Source organism: Marinobacter sp. MBR-105, assembly GCF_053628895.1.
The window spans coordinates 163,418-180,236 of sequence record NZ_JBRJHG010000006.1; the positions used below are offsets into that span (position 1 = coordinate 163,418).

The following is a 16,819-nucleotide window of genomic DNA, read 5'->3' on the forward strand; positions in this document are numbered from 1 at the left end:
AAACTCCTCCTCACCACCGGCGCTCAAGACGCTTACGAAGCCAGATGGCCAATGCATTCATTCCAATCAGGAAAGTCAGCAGCACCATGATGGCTGCTGACGCTCGTTCGATAAAGGCAAGCTCCGGGCTGCCGGCCCACAGGAACACCTGTACAGGCAATACCGTGGCGGAATCGAAGAAACCATCGGGCACATCCACGATAAAGGCCACCATGCCAATCAACAGCAAGGGTGCAGTTTCTCCCAGCGCCTGGGCCATGCCGATGATGGAACCGGTCAGCATGCCAGGCATGGCCAGCGGCAGCACATGGTGCAACACCACCTGCATTTTGGAGGCACCGATGCCCTCGGCCGCCTCACGGATGGAAGGCGGCACACTCTTGATCGCCGCACGGCTGGAAATAATGATAGTGGGCAGGGTCATCAGGGTCAGTACCAGACCACCCACCACCGGCACCGAACGCGGCATGCCGAACAGGTTGATGAACACCGCCAGACCCAGCAGACCGAAGATGATCGAGGGTACCGCCGCCAGGTTGTTGATGTTGACCTCAATGAAGTCCGTCAGTTTGTTCTGGGGCGCGAACTCCTCCAGATAGATGGCCGCAGCCACCCCGATCGGGAACGACAGCGCCAGAGTCACAACCATGGTCAGCAAAGAGCCAACAATCGCCCCGAGAATGCCGGCACGGGACGGATCCCGGGAATCGCCCCGGCTGAAAAACACGTCATTGAAACCGGTATCCACCACGCCGCGCTCGTACAATGCATCTACCCACGCCTGCTGCTTCTCGTTCAGCTTGATGGAGTAGTTCTCATCCCCGGCATGTTTGACGTACACATCCACATCGGTATGAGACAGGAAGGTCATGGTCTGGGTGGTATTAAGTAACTCCGGGTTTTCCCGAAGTGCATCCCGCAGCTGATTGGAGGCATAGGGGTTGATCAGATCTCGGACATCGTCCCTGTCCGACTCCCCGGCTTCCGGGATTTCTTTCATCAAGGCGCGGATCAAGGGCTCGACAAAGTCGGCCATTTTCATCTGGCGTTCGTCGGACGCGTCGTCCAGATACATGGCCTCACCGTCGATATCCACCTCCAGGGTAACGGTGGTTTTGATAAAGGCGGTATGGCCCTTGCCAATAATATCGGCAAACAGGATCACCAGAGCCGACAGGGCAATGGCGATGGCAGCGATACCATAGGCACGGAAGCGGCGTTCCTTGCGGTAACGGCGCTTGAGTGACTGGCGGACAAGTTCCGCCTGTGAACGTTGATCAGTCATACTGTTCCCGATATTTGCGGACAATTTTCAGAGCAATAACGTTAAGCAGGAGCGTGGCCAGGAACAGCATCGCACCCAGGGCGAAGGCGGCCAGTGTTTTGGCACTGTCAAACTCCTGGTCACCGGTCAGCAGGGTGACAATCTGCACGGTTACGGTGGTCACCGATTCCAGCGGGTTAGCGGTCAGATTCGCCGCCAGGCCTGCAGCCATCACCACAATCATCGTTTCACCAATGGCCCGGGATACCGCCAGCAGTATCCCGCCCATGATCCCGGGCAACGCCGCAGGAAAGATAACCTTTTTCATGGTCTCGGACTGGGTGGCGCCGAGTGCCAGCGAACCATCCCGGAGTGTTTGCGGCACGGCGTTGATAACGTCGTCGGAAAGAGAGGAAACGAAAGGAATAATCATGATGCCCATCACCCCACCGGCTGCCAGGGCACTTTGGGAAGACGCATTGATACCCAGGGAAGCGGCAAAATCACTGATAAACGGCGCCACCGTCAGGGCGGCAAAGAAGCCGTAAACCACAGTCGGAATACCCGCCAGCATTTCCAGCAGCGGCTTGAAAATACCCCGTACCCGCTTGTTGGCATACTCAGACAGATAGATGGCCGATAAAAGCCCTACCGGTACCGCAACCACCATGGCAATGGCAGAGATCAGGAGCGTGCCTGTAAACAGGGGCACCATCCCGAAGGCGCCCTCGGCTGCCACCTGATCGGCGCGCAACGCCGTCTGGGGGCTCCATTGGGTGCCGAAGAAAAACTCAAAGAAGGAAATCTTCTGGAAGAAACGGAAGGTCTCAAAGGCAACCGAAAAGACAATGCCAACCGTGGTGAGGATCGCCAGCGCAGCGCACGCGAAAAAGATCCATTTCAGGGTGGTTTCAACCTGGCTCCGGGCATTCAGCTTCGGGCTGATCCGGATCCAGCCCAGAAAGCCGGCCAGCACCGCAACGGCAACAACCAGAACCGACATGTAGAGCCGACTTTGAGCACGCAACGCCTGCAACCGCTCGGCTGCCTCGGCAATCGGAGCCTCGACAAAGCCCGGAGGCAGGGCGCCACTGGCCACGTTGCTGATTTTGCTGAGCAGCAGACTGGCTTGCCCTGCCCCTTCCGGCACCAGGTCTGGTGGCAGGGAGCCGATCACCAGCAACTGAATGACTTTACCCTGAAATGCCGCCCACAGTGCCAGCACAATCAATGCCGGAATGCCGCACCAGAGCGCAGCACGGGCACCGTAATAGAACGGCAGGGATTTGAGATGCCGGATACCACCCATCGGCATGGCCAATGAGCGGGAGCGGGCATATCCAAGACCATAAGCCACCACCACGAAGGCAATGACCAATAGCATGAGGTTAGCCGGTTGCATGAAAATTCCTGTTTGACACGTTTAGCAGGTCACAAGTGTAAAGCGTAAAAAACCAATTCGCACTTTCAACTATTTTACGTGCGAAAGGGTGCGGCCCTTCAGAGCCGCACCCTTTCGCTCACTACTCGCGGTAGTCCGCGCTTACATCAGCTCGTCTTTGGTCAGGTTAGGCATCTTTTCAGCCTTCTCCTGCAGATCCATCAGCGCATCGCGCGGCGGAACGATCAGACCAACGCTTTTCAGGTAGCCATTCGGGCCCATGGCGCCCATGCCGGTAAACTCCTGAGCGTACTCCTGGATGCCAGGAACAACACCAACGTGGGCTTTTTTCACGTAGAAGAACAGTGAACGGGCAACCGGGTACTCATCGGCAGCGATACCTTCGGCAGTTGGCACCTTCCCGTTCAGGGTAGCAGCCTGCAGACGATCAGCATTCTCTTCCAGGAAGCTGTAACCGAAGACGCCGTACATGCCGGTATCACCAATCAGCTTCTGGACGATCAGGTTGTCATTCTCACCCGCTTCGATGAAAGCGCCGTCTTCGCGAATGCTCTGACACACACCTTCCATGTCATCTTCACTCATGTTGGCAACCGCAGGCAGGTCTTCACAGCCGCCCTGCAGAGCCAGCTCGTTGAAGGAGTCACGGGTACCGGAAGTCGGAGGCGGCCCCATCACACGGATCGGCTTGTTCGGCAGACTGGAATCGATGTCGCTCCAGTTCTTGTACGGGTTGGCGATCAGCTCATTCTCGTTTTTCGGGTTGGGTACTTCTTTACCCAGCGCCAGGAACAGCTGCTCCAGAGTTACTTCAAGATTTTCGGCTTCTTTGGAGCTGGCGATCACGATGCCGTCAGAACCAATGCGGAACTCGGTGATGTCCTTCACGCCATTGCTCTGGCACAGATCAAACTCGGACGGCTTCATACGACGAGAAGCGTTGGTGATGTCCGGGTGCTGGGTGCCTACGCCCTGACAGAACAGCTTCAGGCCGCCACCGGAACCAGTGGATTCCAGCTTGGGTGTCGGGAAATCGGTGTTGGCACCAAAACGCTCGGCTACCACAGTAGCGAACGGATACACGGTGGAAGAGCCCACGATGCTGATGGTGTCACGGGCCATGGCCGGTGCAGACAGGGCGGCAACAGAGCCGGCCAGCGCAACGGTTGCAAGTGCTTTGTTCAGTTTCATCACGTCGAGTCTCCATTATTTACTTTGGACGTTGTGTCGGATCTGCTTTACCGATGAATGCATCCTAGGGGCACTCTGTGACAACTTTGTTACAGCTTTTGAAATATAGCTGTCATTGTTCAAATTTTCTTGCAGCCCCGCGCCAGCCCGTTACCATGCACAGAAAACAACTCACAAGCTGTACAGGCGATCCTGATGACTGCGTACGATGATGACAAACCGGCCCCCCGGGGCGAGATGATGCTGCAGGTGGTGCCACTGCCGTCAGACACCAATGCCAACGGCGATGTCTTCGCCGGCTGGCTGGTCAAACAGATGGATATTGCGGCAGCGACCATGGCTGGTCGCATTTCCCAGGGCCGTAATGCCACCGTCGCGATGGACAGAATGGAGTTTCTGTCACCCTTGCGTGTGGGCTCCCAGGTGGGCTGCTACTGTGAATTGGTGGACATCGGCCGCAGCTCCATGAAAATCAACGTGGAAGTCTGGACACTGGACCGCGCCTCCAAGACACCCCGCAAGGTGACTGAAGGGCTGTTTGTGTACGTGGCGATTGATGAGCATGGGCGCATCCGGGAAGTCCCGGAGCAGAACCACTAAGCCCGCGCCATCAACTGCTGAACCAGCGCCTGGTACTTAGGGGCCAGTTCTGACGCCCGCCAGCCTTGTGGCGGGTTCGGCTCGGGAGGTTGCTTTAACAGCCGTGCCAGCTGTTCAGCCGCCGCCAGGGCTTCGCCGCCGGGGTCAGAGTCCAGGCTCCGGTATCGGCAGTCTGCCGGCACATATTCCCGGTAGGCCAGCCGGTCCGGTGCCAGCGGCAAGCACCCGGATGCCATCGCCTCCAGCATCGCCAGGCCCTGGAAATCGTGCAGTGCCGTCGACACCACAATATCGGCACTGCGCAACAGCCGATCGTAATCTTGCCGGTGTTCCAGAAAGCCCCAGTGTTCAATGCGGCGGGCAAATTGCTGGTAAATCCGGTCAAAGGCTTGCGGGCGGCTGCGAAAGCCTTCACCCACCACACTGATGCGATAGTCCAGCTTGCGCTGCTCCAGCTGTTCCAGCAGGCCGAACAACCGGTCGGGCCCCTTGTCGTATTCCCAGCGATGATTCCATAACAGATGCGGCCGTTCCCGGTTCACGGACCGTGGCTGCTCGATAAACAAGCGGTCTTCAATCGGCACCGGCAGCACCGAAGACCTTTCCCTGAGCGTTTCTATCACCCCGCAAGGCACCGCATCCGGCATCTTGTTGAGAAAGCCCTCGACGCCCTGCAGAAAGCTGTCCCGGTTCCAGGCACTGTTAAAGACCACCGCATCGGCGGCCAGAGCGCTGTAGAGATTGACCATCTGCGGCTCCACCCGGCTCCGCTGCTGATCGCTGACCGGAAAGGCAAACTGGTTCTCATGCATATAAAGCAGACAGGGGGTGTTCGCGATTCGAGGGTGCAGCCCGCGCAAGGTGGCCAGATCAACCATGGAAGTGGCAATGACCAGGTCCCAGGATTCTTCAAGGCCGGGCTGATCCAGCCAGCTCACCGGATTACCTCGAATCCGCCACTGGAAGAACCTGGGCGGAAGCGCCAGCGTCTGCCAATGATAATCGGGCAGCATGGCGACCAGTTGCTCGCGCCAGCGCTGATGACTGGCAGCATCATAAGCGGACAATAACAGAATGCGTTGGGTCATGACGGTCCAAAGCAGGAGGTCGAAGTAATCGGCAAGTATATCAGGCCTCGGACTTCCCCCGGCTCAGGGACCACAGGCCGAACACCGGTCCCGGCAAAAGCAGCAACGCTACCCACCCCCCCCAGGCATTCCAGAGCCCACTGGTGAGCCAGATGGCCGGCAGGGTCAGGCCAAAGCCGACCGCGTTCATGACCGCCAGAGATGAGCCAACGGTTTCTTTCGGGGCCGTGACTGCAGCCAGCGCGGAGAATTGCGGGGAATCGGCCACCACAGCGACGCCCCAAACCAGTAGAACCGCCAGCAACAACTCCGGTGGCAGCCCGTTCATCCAGGGATAGAGCAGGCACAATGCCCCGGACACCATCAACGCCCGCCGGGCAACCCACTCACTGCCCCGAGTCCGACTGATCCGGCCGCCGCCAATACATCCAGCCGCACCCATACCGATCACCGCAAACGACAACCAGGGGATCAAGGCATCACCCTGTCCCAGCCGCTGCAGTTCTCGCCCGATCAACAGCGGCACCAGCGTCCAGAAGGCGTAAAGCTCCCACATGTGGCCAAAATAACCGCCCGCCACGGCCCGGAACCGGGGCAGGCGTAAAGCCGACAAGCCCTGTCTCAGGGGAAGCCGCCCGCTGGCTTTGGGCAGGTGCGGCCCGTCACCCAGCAGAAACACCAACAGCCCGCCCATTAGCGCCAGACAGGACGATGCAAACAGTGGCCACTCCCAGGGCATACCTGCTGTTGCCCCTCGCATCAGATGTGGCAAAGCGGTGCCCAGGGTCAGCATACCCACCAGCCAGGCCAGGGCGGCGCCGGCATATTTGGGTGTCCAGGCAATCACCAGTTTCATACCCAGGGGGTAGATTCCGGCCAGACACAGGCCGGTAGCGAACCGGAACAGGCTGTCCAGCGGAAACACCCCGGCCACAACTACAAAGCCGGCGTTCGCCAGTGCGCCCATCAGGCTCGAAATAAGGAAGATGCGGCTGGCGCCGAAGCGATCCGCCAGGCCGGTCACCGCCAGAGCAAGCGTACCGGCAATAAAACCCGCCTGAACCGACAGCGTAAGCCGGCCCAGATCCGATTCCGCTAACCCGAGTTCGGCGGACAGGGATAGCCAGACCCCGTTGATACTGAACCAGAGGGAGGTGCCGAACAATTGTGCGAGCACAATGACTGGCAAAGGATAACGTTGCAGTAGGCTGGTCATATTATTGTCTTTGTGGTTACCGGAAAGCCAAGCCTAGCTCGAAACCCGACTGAGACCCCATGCGACTTTGGTGCCCGGTCACGGTTTGGTTAAACGATCCAGCCGCAGGCGCTCCCGGTCATCGAACAGACGCCGGCCGCCCCAGCTGACTGCCATGACCGCGCCAAAACCGGTACCGACGGTAATGATCAGCATCACCAGAATCTGGTATTTGACCGCCACCCCGGGCGGGCTGCCCGCCAGTATCTGGCCGGTCATCATGCCGGGCAGGCTGACAATGCCGGCTGCTGCCATGGCGTTAATGGAGGGCATCATGCCACTGCGCATGGCTTCCCGACGGATGTCTTCCAGTGCCTGTTGCCAGGTCTGGCCCAGCATCAGCCGGTTCTCGATTACCGCCCGCTGGCGCCAGACCGAATCATTCAGACGATCCAGAGCCAGGCTGACCCCGGTCATGGTGTTGCCCAGCATCATACCCAGCAAAGGAATCGCATACTGAGGGGTATACCAGGGCTCCGGACCAATCACCACCGCCAGTGCCAGCACGGTCACGGTAAATGACGACACGAACATCGCGCCGGTGCCGATCCCGAACGCCCACCCGCCTTTCAGGCGTCGGCCCTGGCGCGCCACCACTTCCCGGCCAGCCACCAGCAACATGACCGCCGCCAGCAGCGCAATCCAGTAGAAGGCGGAAGAGGCAAACAGGGCTTCCAATACCAGGCCAATCAAAGCCAGCTGAATAACCGTTCGTATGGCCGCCACCAACAGGCTACGGGTAATGCCCAGACGCCCCAAATAGGCTGTCGCTGCCAAAGCCAGTACCAGCAAGGCCGCCAGGCCCAGCTTCCACCAGGCCAGGTCAATCACTTCCATGGACAGGCTCCAGTGCGGATCCACGAATCCGGTAGTGAACGTTGGCTACCCGATGAATCTGGGCGGAATCATGGGCGACCCACAGAGTGGCGATCTGCCGCTGTTCAATCTCCTGCAACAGCCAGCGTTCGATCGCCTCTGTCGATTCGTTATCCAGATTGGCGGTCGGTTCATCCAGCAGCAGCGCGTCTGGTTCCTGAACCAGGGCCCGCCACAACGCGAGTCTTTGTCGCTCACCGGAGGACAACCGGCTGACCGACCAGTCCATCACCTCGGCAGGGAAACCCAGAGCGGCAGGCAAACGCTCACCAGCCCCCTCGGGAAAGTGGGCGCTTACATCATCAAACCACCACTGGCTTTCCGCCGGCACCATCACCACCTGGCGCCTCCACTGATGTGCCGGTACGCTCTGTTGATTGAGGTTATCCAGAGAAATCTGACCGCCGTGGGGCTCCAGATCGGCCACCGCGCGCAGTAACCGGCTCTTGCCACTGCCAGAGGCACCGGACAGGCACACTACCTGTCCGCCGGGAACGGTCAGCGTTACTTCACTCAGCGCGCCAACGCTGACCCCTTGCAACAACAGCCCGGTCAAAGCCAAGTCACCAGGGCAGTTCCTCACCATTGCTGTGCCAGAACGACCCGGTGTTCTCCAGAGTCAGATTGGCAATGCGCTCGGCCAGCCCCCTGGCAGACTCCTCCGGCGTGATCAGCCCGCCAAAGTTCACCATTCGCGTTTTCACATAACCGGGGTGCAGCTGCGCCACGGCAATGCCCCTGGGTTTGAGATCCACCGCCAGGGATTTTCCGAAAGCGTTCAGCGCAGCCTTCGAGGCCCGATAGCCATAACGGCCGCCGGAGTCGTTGTCGGCGATAGAGCCCATCCGGCTGGTTATATTGGCAATCTTGCTGCCCTGCCCCATCAGAGGCGCCAGGGCTTCGGCCACGCGCAGTGGCGCGTAGGCGTTGATTTCCATCTGGGTGCGAATGGAGTCGAAGTCGATACCGCCCAGCTGCTCGTCCTGAAGCAGGCCCGCGTTGTTAATCAGCAAGCTGATACGCTTGCCCGCCAGACTGGATTTCAGCTTATCGATGCCGGCATCGGTGGTGACATCCACGCCGTCGATCACCTGACCCGCCACACCGGCAAGCTCTTCCGAGGACTGTCGGCATACGCCAATGACCTCGCAGCCCTCAGCGGCATAGTGCCGGGCCAGCTCCAGACCAATACCCCGATTGGCACCGGTAATGACCACCACATTGGAATCAGACATAGCCTTTTTCTCCTATTGGTTTCTCCGCTCGTTCCGGCAACCATACTGACAACGCTGCCGCTGTGGCTACCAGGGCAGCGGAAATCCACAAACAGGCTTCCAGCCCGTAGGCCTGGTACACCCAGCCAGAGAGAATGGTGCCCAGCAGCCGGCCGGCGGCGTTAGACATATAATAGAACCCCACATCCAGCGATACGCCGTCACCCCGGGCGTAGCTGACAATCAGGTAGCTGTGCAGCGAGGAGTTGATGGCAAACAGCACCCCGAACAGCAGCAAACCGCCAATCACCACCACCTGTGCCGACCAACCGGCCAACAGAGCCCCGGCAATGGCGGCAGGAACCAACGCCAACACTGCCGCCCAAAGCACGGCACCGGACTTACCGTTGGCGTGGCCGGTGATTCTGGGCGCAAGGGTCTGGATAAAACCGTAACCGATAATCCAGCTGGCCATAAAGCCGCCAACTTTCCAGTGGTCCCAGCCGAACACCGTGGCCATGTACACCGGCAACGCCACTACAAACCACACGTCCCGGGCGCCGAACAGAAACATCCGGGCGGCCGACAACACGTTGATGGCCCGGCTTTTGGACAGGATCTCGCTGAACTTTGGCTTGGCCTTGCTCTTGCCCAGGTCCTGCCCCAGCAGGAACAGACTGGCCAGCCACACCAGCCCCAGCGCTACCGCCATGAGGATCACCGCACCGGTAAACCCGGCGGCCATCAGCAACACGCCGCCCAGAAAGAATCCCACCCCTTTCAGGGTGTTCTTGGAGCCGGTCAGAATCGCCACCCACTTGTACAGGGTGCCCTGCTGCTCGTCCGGTACCAGCAGCTTGATACCGCTCTTGGCCGACATCTTGTTGAGGTCTTTGGCAATACCCGACAACGCCTGTGCCGCCATCACCCAGGGCACCGTGAGCATGGCCGCCGGCAGGGCCAGCATGGCCAATGCAACAATCTGCAGGAACAACCCGATATTCATGGTGCGGTTCAGGCCCATGCGGGCGCCGAGATAGCCGCCCACCAGGTTGGTCACCACCCCGAAGAACTCGTAGAAGATGAACAACAGGGCGATTTCCAGGGGCGAATAGCCCAGCTGGTGAAAGTGCAACACCACCAGCATTCGCAGGGCGCCATCGGTCAATGTGAAGGCCCAGTAGTTGCCGGTGATCACCAGGTACTGGCGAATGGCGGCATTCATATCAGGCCTGGCCTACCTTGCGCGCCAGTTCGACGGTGCGGTTGGCGTAGCCCCATTCGTTGTCATACCAGGCGTAGATTTTCACATGGGTGCCGTTGACCACCAGGGTGGACAGGGCATCGACGATGGAAGAGCGGGGGTCGGTTTTGTAGTCGATGGACACCAACGGGCGCTCTTCGTAGCCCAGAATGTCTTTCAATTCGCCCTCAGCCGACTCTTTCAACAGTTGGTTGACGGTATCCCGGTCCGTCGGCGTTTCCACTTCAAACACGCAATCGGTCAGTGACGCATTGATCAGCGGAATCCGCACCGCGTGGCCATCCAGCTTGCCTTTCAGCTCCGGGAAGATCTCGACAATCGCCGTGGCGGAACCCGTGCTGGTGGGGATCAGCGAGCTACCACAGGCCCGGGCCCGGCGCAGGTCCTTGTGGGGCGCGTCGATAATGGTCTGGGTGTTGGTCAGGCTGTGGATGGTGGTCAACGAACCATGTTTGATACCGAGTTTCTCGTGGATTACTTTCACCACCGGTGCCAGGCAGTTGGTGGTGCAGGAAGCCGCGGTGATGATGCGGTCGTTGGCGGGGTCGAAGATGTCTTCGTTCACACCCATGACAATGTTCTTCGCACCCGGCTCTTTCACCGGGGCGGTGACCACCACCCGTTTGACACCCTGGTCCAGGTAACCCTGCAGCACAGCCACCTTCTTGTTCACACCGCTGGCTTCGATCACCAGGTCGCAGCCGGACCAGTCGGTCTCGGCGATAGCCTTGTTATGGGTTACCCGGATGCGCTGGCCGTCAATCAACATATCGTCACCATCGGCCATCGCTTCACGACTCCAGGTGCCGTGTACGCTGTCAAAGTTCAACAGGTGCGCCAGCGTATGGGTGTCCGCGCCGGGATCGTTGATGGCGACAAACTCGAACTCCGGCCAGCCCCAGGCGGCCCGCAGCGCCAGCCGGCCAATGCGACCAAACCCGTTAATGCCTACTTTGATCTTGCTCATGATGTTCTCCTTGCGACCTTCGCGATCCGTATGTGCGATAAAGGATCAGGGGCACTGCACCGCCGGGCGATCCGCCATGGCCTGTAATCTGGCCAGCGGCTGCTTAATCAGTGCCGGGTTGTTAACGGCAGTTTCCTCCAGCACCCGCACCATCCAGTCTGGCAGGTGCGGACTAAGGTAATAATAGACCCATTGGCCCCGGCGCTCTGTTTCCAGCAAGCCAGCTTCACGCAGCGATGCCAGGTGGCGGCTGACTTTTGGCTGAGGCGCCTCAAACGCCGCCATCAATTCGCACACGCACAACTCACCCTGACGGTGGATCAACAGCGTGGCCGCAAGCCGGAGTTCATCTCCCAGGGCCTTGAACAGGGTCATCGGATTGTAATGGGCTTGACCTTTCATATTTACCGACCAATATATATGCTTATTCGAATATGCAGTTTTTCGCATATTAGTGTGACACAGTGATGACGTAAAGGATCGACGATCAACATGCCAACCGCGGATCTTCCCAACATTAAAGCTGAGCTGTTCAATGCTCCCACGGCATCGAAGGTATTCGAGGCCCCCGCCTCCGAGCATCCAGCCCGGATTCTATTGCTATACGGCTCCCTGCGCGAACGCTCGTTCAGCCGCCTGGCGGTGGAAGAATCCGCCCGCCTGCTGGAAGCCATGGGCGCGGAAACCCGTATCTTTAACCCCCGCGGCCTGCCCCTGGCCGATGCCGAAGACGCCAGCCATCCCAAGGTTCAGGAACTGCGGGAACTGGTGCAGTGGAGTGAGGGCATGGTGTGGTGCTCCCCGGAACGCCACGGCGCCATGACCGGCATCATGAAAACCCAGATCGACTGGATACCGCTGTCCCTGGGTGCGGTTCGGCCGACACAGGGCAAAACCCTGGCAGTGATGCAGGTTTGTGGAGGCTCCCAGTCATTCAACGCAGTCAACCAACTGCGGGTGCTGGGCCGGTGGATGCGCATGGTCACCATTCCGAACCAGTCCTCGGTGCCCAAAGCCTTCATGGAATTTGATGGCAATGATCGCATGAAGCCCTCGCCTTACTATGATCGCATCGTGGATGTCATGGAAGAGCTGGTAAAGTTCACCCTGCTGGTACGGGACCGCAGTGATTACCTCACCGACCGCTACTCCGAACGCAAGGAAAGCGCCGAAGAACTGTCGAAGCGTGTGAACCAACGTTCCATTTAAGGATATGCCATGAGCAGCAAAAGCGATGTGAACACGGTTGAAACCACTGACGGCGGCCTGGACCTGTTCGGGCGTTACCTGTCCGTGTGGGTGGCACTGGCCATTGTGGCCGGTGTAGCCCTCGGGCAGCTTGCCCCCTCGATTCCCGAGACCCTGTCCCGCTTTGAATACGCCCAGGTGTCCATCCCTATCGCCATCCTGATCTGGGCGATGATTTTCCCGATGATGGCGCAGATCGATTTCAGCGCCGTGGTCGGGGTGCGAAAAGAGCCGAAGGGCCTCGCTATCACCACTATCGTGAACTGGCTGATCAAACCCTTCACCATGTTCGCCATTGCCTGGTTTTTCCTGATGGTGGTGTTTAAACCCTGGATCGCCCCACAACTGGCCAGCGAATACCTGGCCGGCGCCATTCTACTGGGGGCTGCGCCCTGCACCGCCATGGTATTTGTCTGGAGTTACCTGACCAAAGGCGATGCCGCCTACACCCTGGTGCAGGTATCCCTGAACGACATCATCATGCTGTTCGCCTTTGCGCCCATTGTGGTCTTCCTGCTGGGGATTTCCGACATCCAGGTGCCCTGGGATACGGTGATTCTGTCGGTGGTCTTATACATCGTGATTCCCCTCACCGCCGGCTACCTGACCCGCCGGACCCTGATCGCCCGCCACGGCGAACAGTGGTACGACAACGTATTTATGAAACGCCTCAGCCCGGTGACGCCTGCCGCGTTGATCGTCACCCTGGTCTTGCTGTTCGCCTTCCAGGGTGAAGTCATTCTGCAAAATCCGTTGCACATACTGCTGATTGCGGTGCCACTGGTTATCCAGACGGTGTTTATCTTCCTGCTCGCTTACGGCTGGGCCAGGCTCTGGAAGGTGCGCCACTGCATCGCCGCCCCAGGAGCCATGATCGGTGCCAGCAATTTCTTTGAGCTGGCGGTGGCGGCGGCCATCGGCCTGTTCGGACTGCAATCGGGCGCGGCCCTGGCCACGGTGGTGGGCGTACTGGTGGAAGTGCCCTTGATGCTCGCCCTGGTGCGCATCGCCAATAACACCCGGGACAAGTTCCCAGCCTGAACGATAAAGCCGAACAGGCGCGTCGCTATCCGCGCCTGTTCAGCCGACAACCACCCTGCTAATATCGCGCTCGTTTTTTGAGCGTCGAACCCGTTAATCAGCACCACCGACCGGAATCAAAAGAATGGATATTTTCCAGGCCCTTTTCCTTGGCCTCCTCCAGGGACTGACCGAATTCCTGCCCATATCCAGCTCCGCCCACCTGATCCTGACACCGGCCTTCTTTGGCTGGGAAGACCAGGGCGTCGGCTTTGACCTGTCGGTGCACGTGGGCACGCTGCTGGCGGTGGTGCTCTACTTCCGCCGGGATGTCTTCGGCATCGCCCGGGACGGCCTGATTTCCATGGGCCAGCGCAAAATCGTCGGCCAGGGCGCCCTGGCCTGGTACCTGGTGATCGGCACCATCCCCGCCGGCCTCGCCGGCCTGGCCCTGCTCGACATGATCGACAACGAACTGCGCGGCGCGTCGGTGATCTTCTTCACCACCCTGGTGTTCGGCATCCTGCTGGGCATTGCCGACTGGCTCCCCAAACGCCAGCGCACCATGGATTCCCTAAACTGGAAAGACGCCGTTATCGTCGGCATCGCCCAGGCCATGGCTCTGGTCCCCGGCACCTCCCGCTCGGGCGTCACCATCACCGCCGGCCTGTTCCTGGGCATGACCCGGGAAACCGCCTCCCGGTTCTCATTCCTGCTGGCGATTCCGATTATCGTGCTGGCGTCGGCGGTAAAGCTGCTGGAAGTGGCCACATCCGACGTAATCGTGGACTGGAATGGTTTCCTGATTGGCGGCGTCACTTCGTTCCTGATGGCCATTACCGCCATCCACTTCTTCCTGAAGTGGCTGAACAAGGTGGGCATGTGGCCGTATGTGATCTACCGGATCATTTTGGCTGGGGTGATTTACGCGGTTCTGATGTAAACCGTTTTCTTTAAATACTTGGCGGCCTGCACAGCACCAAGAGTGCCGGGTTGGGGTTGGCTTTCCAAAAATTTGTGGAGCCAGGGATGGCGGAACACAAGCGCCACAGGGATGTGCCGAAGGAGCGCTTTTTGGAAAGCCAACCCCAACTCGGCACCGACTCCACACTTGGCAGGCTTCTAAATCAGCAGGCCTCCAAAGGCGCATAAGCCAGCACCAGCCACTTGGCGCCCTCATCGAAGTTCACCTGCACGCGGGTGTGATGCCCGGTGCCCTCGGAGTTCATCACGATACCCTCGCCGAACTTCGGATGACGCACTCGCTGGCCCAAGCTGAAACCGGACTGCTGGGCCGAATCCTGGGCAAACAGACTCTCATTCGGTCGCTCCACCATCGCCGGCCGCGTCACCGTATTACGCAACCGCACCTCCTGCAGACAATCCCCCGGGATCTCCCGGACAAACCGGGACAGTGCGTGAAACTTCTCCTGACCATACAACCGACGGGATTCCGCGTAAGTAAGTACCAGCTTTTTCATGGCCCGGGTAATGCCCACATAGGCCAGGCGGCGCTCTTCCTCCATGCGCCCGGGCTCCTCCAGCGACATACTGTGCGGGAACAAACCTTCCTCAACGCCTGCCAGGAACACCATCGGAAACTCCAACCCCTTGGCCGAATGCAGCGTCATCAACTGCACACTGTCCTCATGGGCATCGGCCTGTGATTCGCCGGCATCCAGCGCCGCCTGGGCTATAAACTCCGCCAGCGGATCTACGCCTTCTTCTACATCATAATCCGCCAGCGCGCTGACCAGTTCCTCCAGGTTTTCCACCCGGGCCTGACCCTTCTCGCCCTTCTCACTGGCGTGATAATCCTTCAGGCCACTGGACTCAATCGCCTGCTTCATCAGCCCCTGCAGTGAAGCATGCCCAGCCATTTCAGACAGCGTGTTGATGATCTCCATAAACTGCTGCAGGCCGGTTTTCGCCCGGCCCTTCACCTGGCCCGCGGCCAGTAACCGCTCGGACGATTCCCACAGGGAAATACCCTGGCCGGTGGCGTATTCACGAATTTCCTGCAGGCTCTTGGCACCAATGCCGCGGGTGGGAATATTCACCACCCGCTCAAAAGCGGCATCGTCCCGGTGGTAATGCACCAGGCGCAGGTAAGCCAGCGCGTTTCGGATTTCCTGACGGTCGTAGAACCGCAACCCGCCGTAAACTCGATAAGGAATACCCTGGCGCATCAGGGCTTCTTCGAGCACCCGGGACTGGGCATTGGAACGATAGAGAATGGCGCACTCGCTGCGCAGATTGCCCTCGCTGACCCAGGCCGAGATGGAATCGGCAATATAATTGGCTTCATCCTGCTCGTTGAACGCGGCGTACAGGCTGATCGGCTCACCTTCCACCCCGTCAGTCCAGAGTTCCTTGCCCAAACGCCCCTGGTTGTTGGCAATCACCGAGTTGGCGGCTTTCAGAATGGTCTTGGTGGAGCGGTAGTTCTGCTCCAGCCGGACCAACCGGGAATTGGGGAAATCCCGCTGGTACTGCTGGATATTCTCGATCTTCGCGCCCCGCCAGCCGTAGATGGACTGGTCGTCATCGCCCACCACCGTCAGCGGCACCCGGTTGCTGGCCAGCACCTGCAGCCAGGCGTATTGAATGGTGTTGGTGTCCTGGAACTCGTCCACCAGTATGTGCTGGAAGCGCTGCTGGTAGTGACTCAGCAATTCCGGACGATGCAGCCAGAGTTCGTGGGACCGCAGCAGCAGTTCACCGAAATCCACCAGGCCGCCCTGTTGGCAGAGCTTCTCGTACTGGCGGTAGATCTTCAGCATGGTATTGGTGAAGTGATCGCCCGGATTCTCCTGAATATGATCCGCCCGCAAGCCCTCATCTTTCTGGCTGTTGATAAACCACTGAGCCTGTTTCGGCGGCCACTGGCTTTCATCAATGCGGTTTTCCCGCATCACCCGCTTGATCAGCCGCAACTGATCGTCGCTGTCCAACACCTGGAAGTTTTCCGGCAAGCCGGCGTCTTTCCAGTGGGAACGAAGCAAACGATGGGCAATTCCGTGAAAGGTGCCGATCCACAGACCACGGGTGGGAATCTGCATCATCTGCTCCACGCGATAACGCATTTCCTTGGCGGCCTTGTTGGTGAAAGTCACCGCCAGAATGGACGTGGGCGGCACCCGGTCAACCGACATCAACCATGCCATCCGGTGCACCAGCACGCGGGTTTTGCCACTGCCGGCACCGGCCAGCACCAGCAAATGGTCGTTCTGCGCCGTCACCGCTTCGCGCTGGGCGTCGTTCAGGGAATCAATAATATGAGAGACATCCATGGAGCAAGGCTTCATTACTGGTTAAATTTACAGCCCAGTATACCAGCCAAGAGCCCGGCTGCCTCCCCTGGCACAAACTACCCCCTCAAGAGTATATACAGGCCAATTCAAGGCTCTAGGCTTAAAGAGACAGCCAG

At 59.2% G+C, this 16,819-nt stretch carries 16 protein-coding genes; 4 read left to right on the forward strand and 12 right to left on the reverse strand.

Features of this window, described 5'->3' with window-relative positions:
* Positions 1-10 precede the first annotated feature (10 nt).
* The 3 genes from pstA to ACSSVV_RS09285 all read right to left on the reverse strand — a co-directional run bounded on the left by pstA (position 11) and on the right by ACSSVV_RS09285 (position 3,860).
* Positions 11-1,285, reverse strand: coding sequence for a phosphate ABC transporter permease PstA (pstA, locus tag ACSSVV_RS09275; protein ID WP_113879120.1), 1,275 nt, complete (start codon positions 1,283-1,285; stop codon positions 11-13).
* Positions 1,278-2,666 carry a phosphate ABC transporter permease subunit PstC gene (gene pstC / locus ACSSVV_RS09280; protein ID WP_011787035.1) on the reverse strand — a complete coding sequence of 463 codons (1,389 nt, stop codon included), beginning with the start codon at positions 2,664-2,666 and terminating at the stop codon, positions 1,278-1,280. Before pstC ends, pstA begins: the two co-directional genes overlap by 8 nt.
* A gap of 141 nt (positions 2,667-2,807) precedes the next feature.
* Complete coding sequence (locus ACSSVV_RS09285; RefSeq protein ID WP_036149910.1) at positions 2,808-3,860, reverse strand: substrate-binding domain-containing protein; 1,053 nt, start codon at positions 3,858-3,860, stop codon at positions 2,808-2,810.
* A 192-nt stretch (positions 3,861-4,052) separates the two neighbouring features.
* Here ACSSVV_RS09285 and ACSSVV_RS09290 point away from each other — a divergent pair, with 192 nt between their 5' ends.
* Positions 4,053-4,457, forward strand: a complete 405-nt coding sequence (locus ACSSVV_RS09290) for an acyl-CoA thioesterase (RefSeq protein ID WP_011787037.1) — start codon at positions 4,053-4,055, stop codon at positions 4,455-4,457.
* Here ACSSVV_RS09290 and ACSSVV_RS09295 read toward each other — a convergent pair.
* The 8 genes from ACSSVV_RS09295 to ACSSVV_RS09330 form a co-directional block, all read right to left on the reverse strand.
* Entirely contained in the window at positions 4,454-5,545 is a 1,092-nt protein-coding gene (locus ACSSVV_RS09295; RefSeq protein WP_023012083.1) for a tRNA-queuosine alpha-mannosyltransferase domain-containing protein, read from the reverse strand. The two genes, ACSSVV_RS09290 and ACSSVV_RS09295, sit on opposite strands and share 4 nt — an antisense overlap.
* Positions 5,546-5,585: 40 nt before the next feature.
* Positions 5,586-6,761: an MFS transporter gene (locus ACSSVV_RS09300; RefSeq protein WP_023012084.1), complete on the reverse strand. Its 1,176-nt coding sequence runs from the start codon at positions 6,759-6,761 to the stop codon at positions 5,586-5,588.
* Positions 6,762-6,839: 78 nt separating this feature from the next.
* Complete coding sequence (locus tag ACSSVV_RS09305) at positions 6,840-7,637, reverse strand: ABC transporter permease (protein ID WP_023012085.1); 798 nt, start codon at positions 7,635-7,637, stop codon at positions 6,840-6,842.
* The gene (locus tag ACSSVV_RS09310) at positions 7,624-8,232 is read right to left on the reverse strand and encodes an ABC transporter ATP-binding protein (RefSeq protein ID WP_454106154.1); all 609 of its coding nucleotides are present in this window, start codon (positions 8,230-8,232) and stop codon (positions 7,624-7,626) included. Before ACSSVV_RS09310 ends, ACSSVV_RS09305 begins: the two co-directional genes overlap by 14 nt.
* 7 nt (positions 8,233-8,239) lie before the next feature.
* Positions 8,240-8,911 (reverse strand): SDR family oxidoreductase, encoded by a 672-nt coding sequence (locus ACSSVV_RS09315; protein WP_023009468.1) that lies wholly within the window; start codon positions 8,909-8,911, stop codon positions 8,240-8,242.
* Positions 8,904-10,115, reverse strand: a complete 1,212-nt coding sequence (gene arsJ / locus ACSSVV_RS09320) for an organoarsenical effux MFS transporter ArsJ (RefSeq protein WP_222534057.1) — start codon at positions 10,113-10,115, stop codon at positions 8,904-8,906. The genes ACSSVV_RS09315 and arsJ overlap by 8 nt, the downstream gene beginning before the upstream one ends.
* A 1-nt stretch (position 10,116) precedes the next feature.
* The gene (locus ACSSVV_RS09325) at positions 10,117-11,121 is read right to left on the reverse strand and encodes an ArsJ-associated glyceraldehyde-3-phosphate dehydrogenase (RefSeq protein WP_454106133.1); all 1,005 of its coding nucleotides are present in this window, start codon (positions 11,119-11,121) and stop codon (positions 10,117-10,119) included.
* Between the two features lie 45 nt (positions 11,122-11,166).
* Positions 11,167-11,523: a metalloregulator ArsR/SmtB family transcription factor gene (locus ACSSVV_RS09330; RefSeq protein WP_022993220.1), complete on the reverse strand. Its 357-nt coding sequence runs from the start codon at positions 11,521-11,523 to the stop codon at positions 11,167-11,169.
* 90 nt (positions 11,524-11,613) lie between these two features.
* Here ACSSVV_RS09330 and arsH point away from each other — a divergent pair, with 90 nt between their 5' ends.
* The 3 genes from arsH to ACSSVV_RS09345 all read left to right on the forward strand — a co-directional run bounded on the left by arsH (position 11,614) and on the right by ACSSVV_RS09345 (position 14,332).
* On the forward strand, positions 11,614-12,330 hold the full coding sequence (gene arsH, locus ACSSVV_RS09335) for an arsenical resistance protein ArsH (RefSeq protein ID WP_011787046.1): 717 nt from the start codon (positions 11,614-11,616) through the stop codon (positions 12,328-12,330).
* A 9-nt stretch (positions 12,331-12,339) separates the two neighbouring features.
* Complete coding sequence (gene arsB / locus ACSSVV_RS09340) at positions 12,340-13,410, forward strand: ACR3 family arsenite efflux transporter (RefSeq protein WP_222198295.1); 1,071 nt, start codon at positions 12,340-12,342, stop codon at positions 13,408-13,410.
* Positions 13,411-13,534: 124 nt separating this feature from the next.
* Positions 13,535-14,332 carry an undecaprenyl-diphosphate phosphatase gene (locus ACSSVV_RS09345; protein ID WP_011787048.1) on the forward strand — a complete coding sequence of 266 codons (798 nt, stop codon included), beginning with the start codon at positions 13,535-13,537 and terminating at the stop codon, positions 14,330-14,332.
* Positions 14,333-14,516: 184 nt separating this feature from the next.
* Here ACSSVV_RS09345 and uvrD read toward each other — a convergent pair whose 3' ends face one another.
* Positions 14,517-16,682 (reverse strand): DNA helicase II, encoded by a 2,166-nt coding sequence (gene uvrD, locus ACSSVV_RS09350; RefSeq protein WP_022993223.1) that lies wholly within the window; start codon positions 16,680-16,682, stop codon positions 14,517-14,519.
* Positions 16,683-16,819 lie beyond the last annotated feature (137 nt).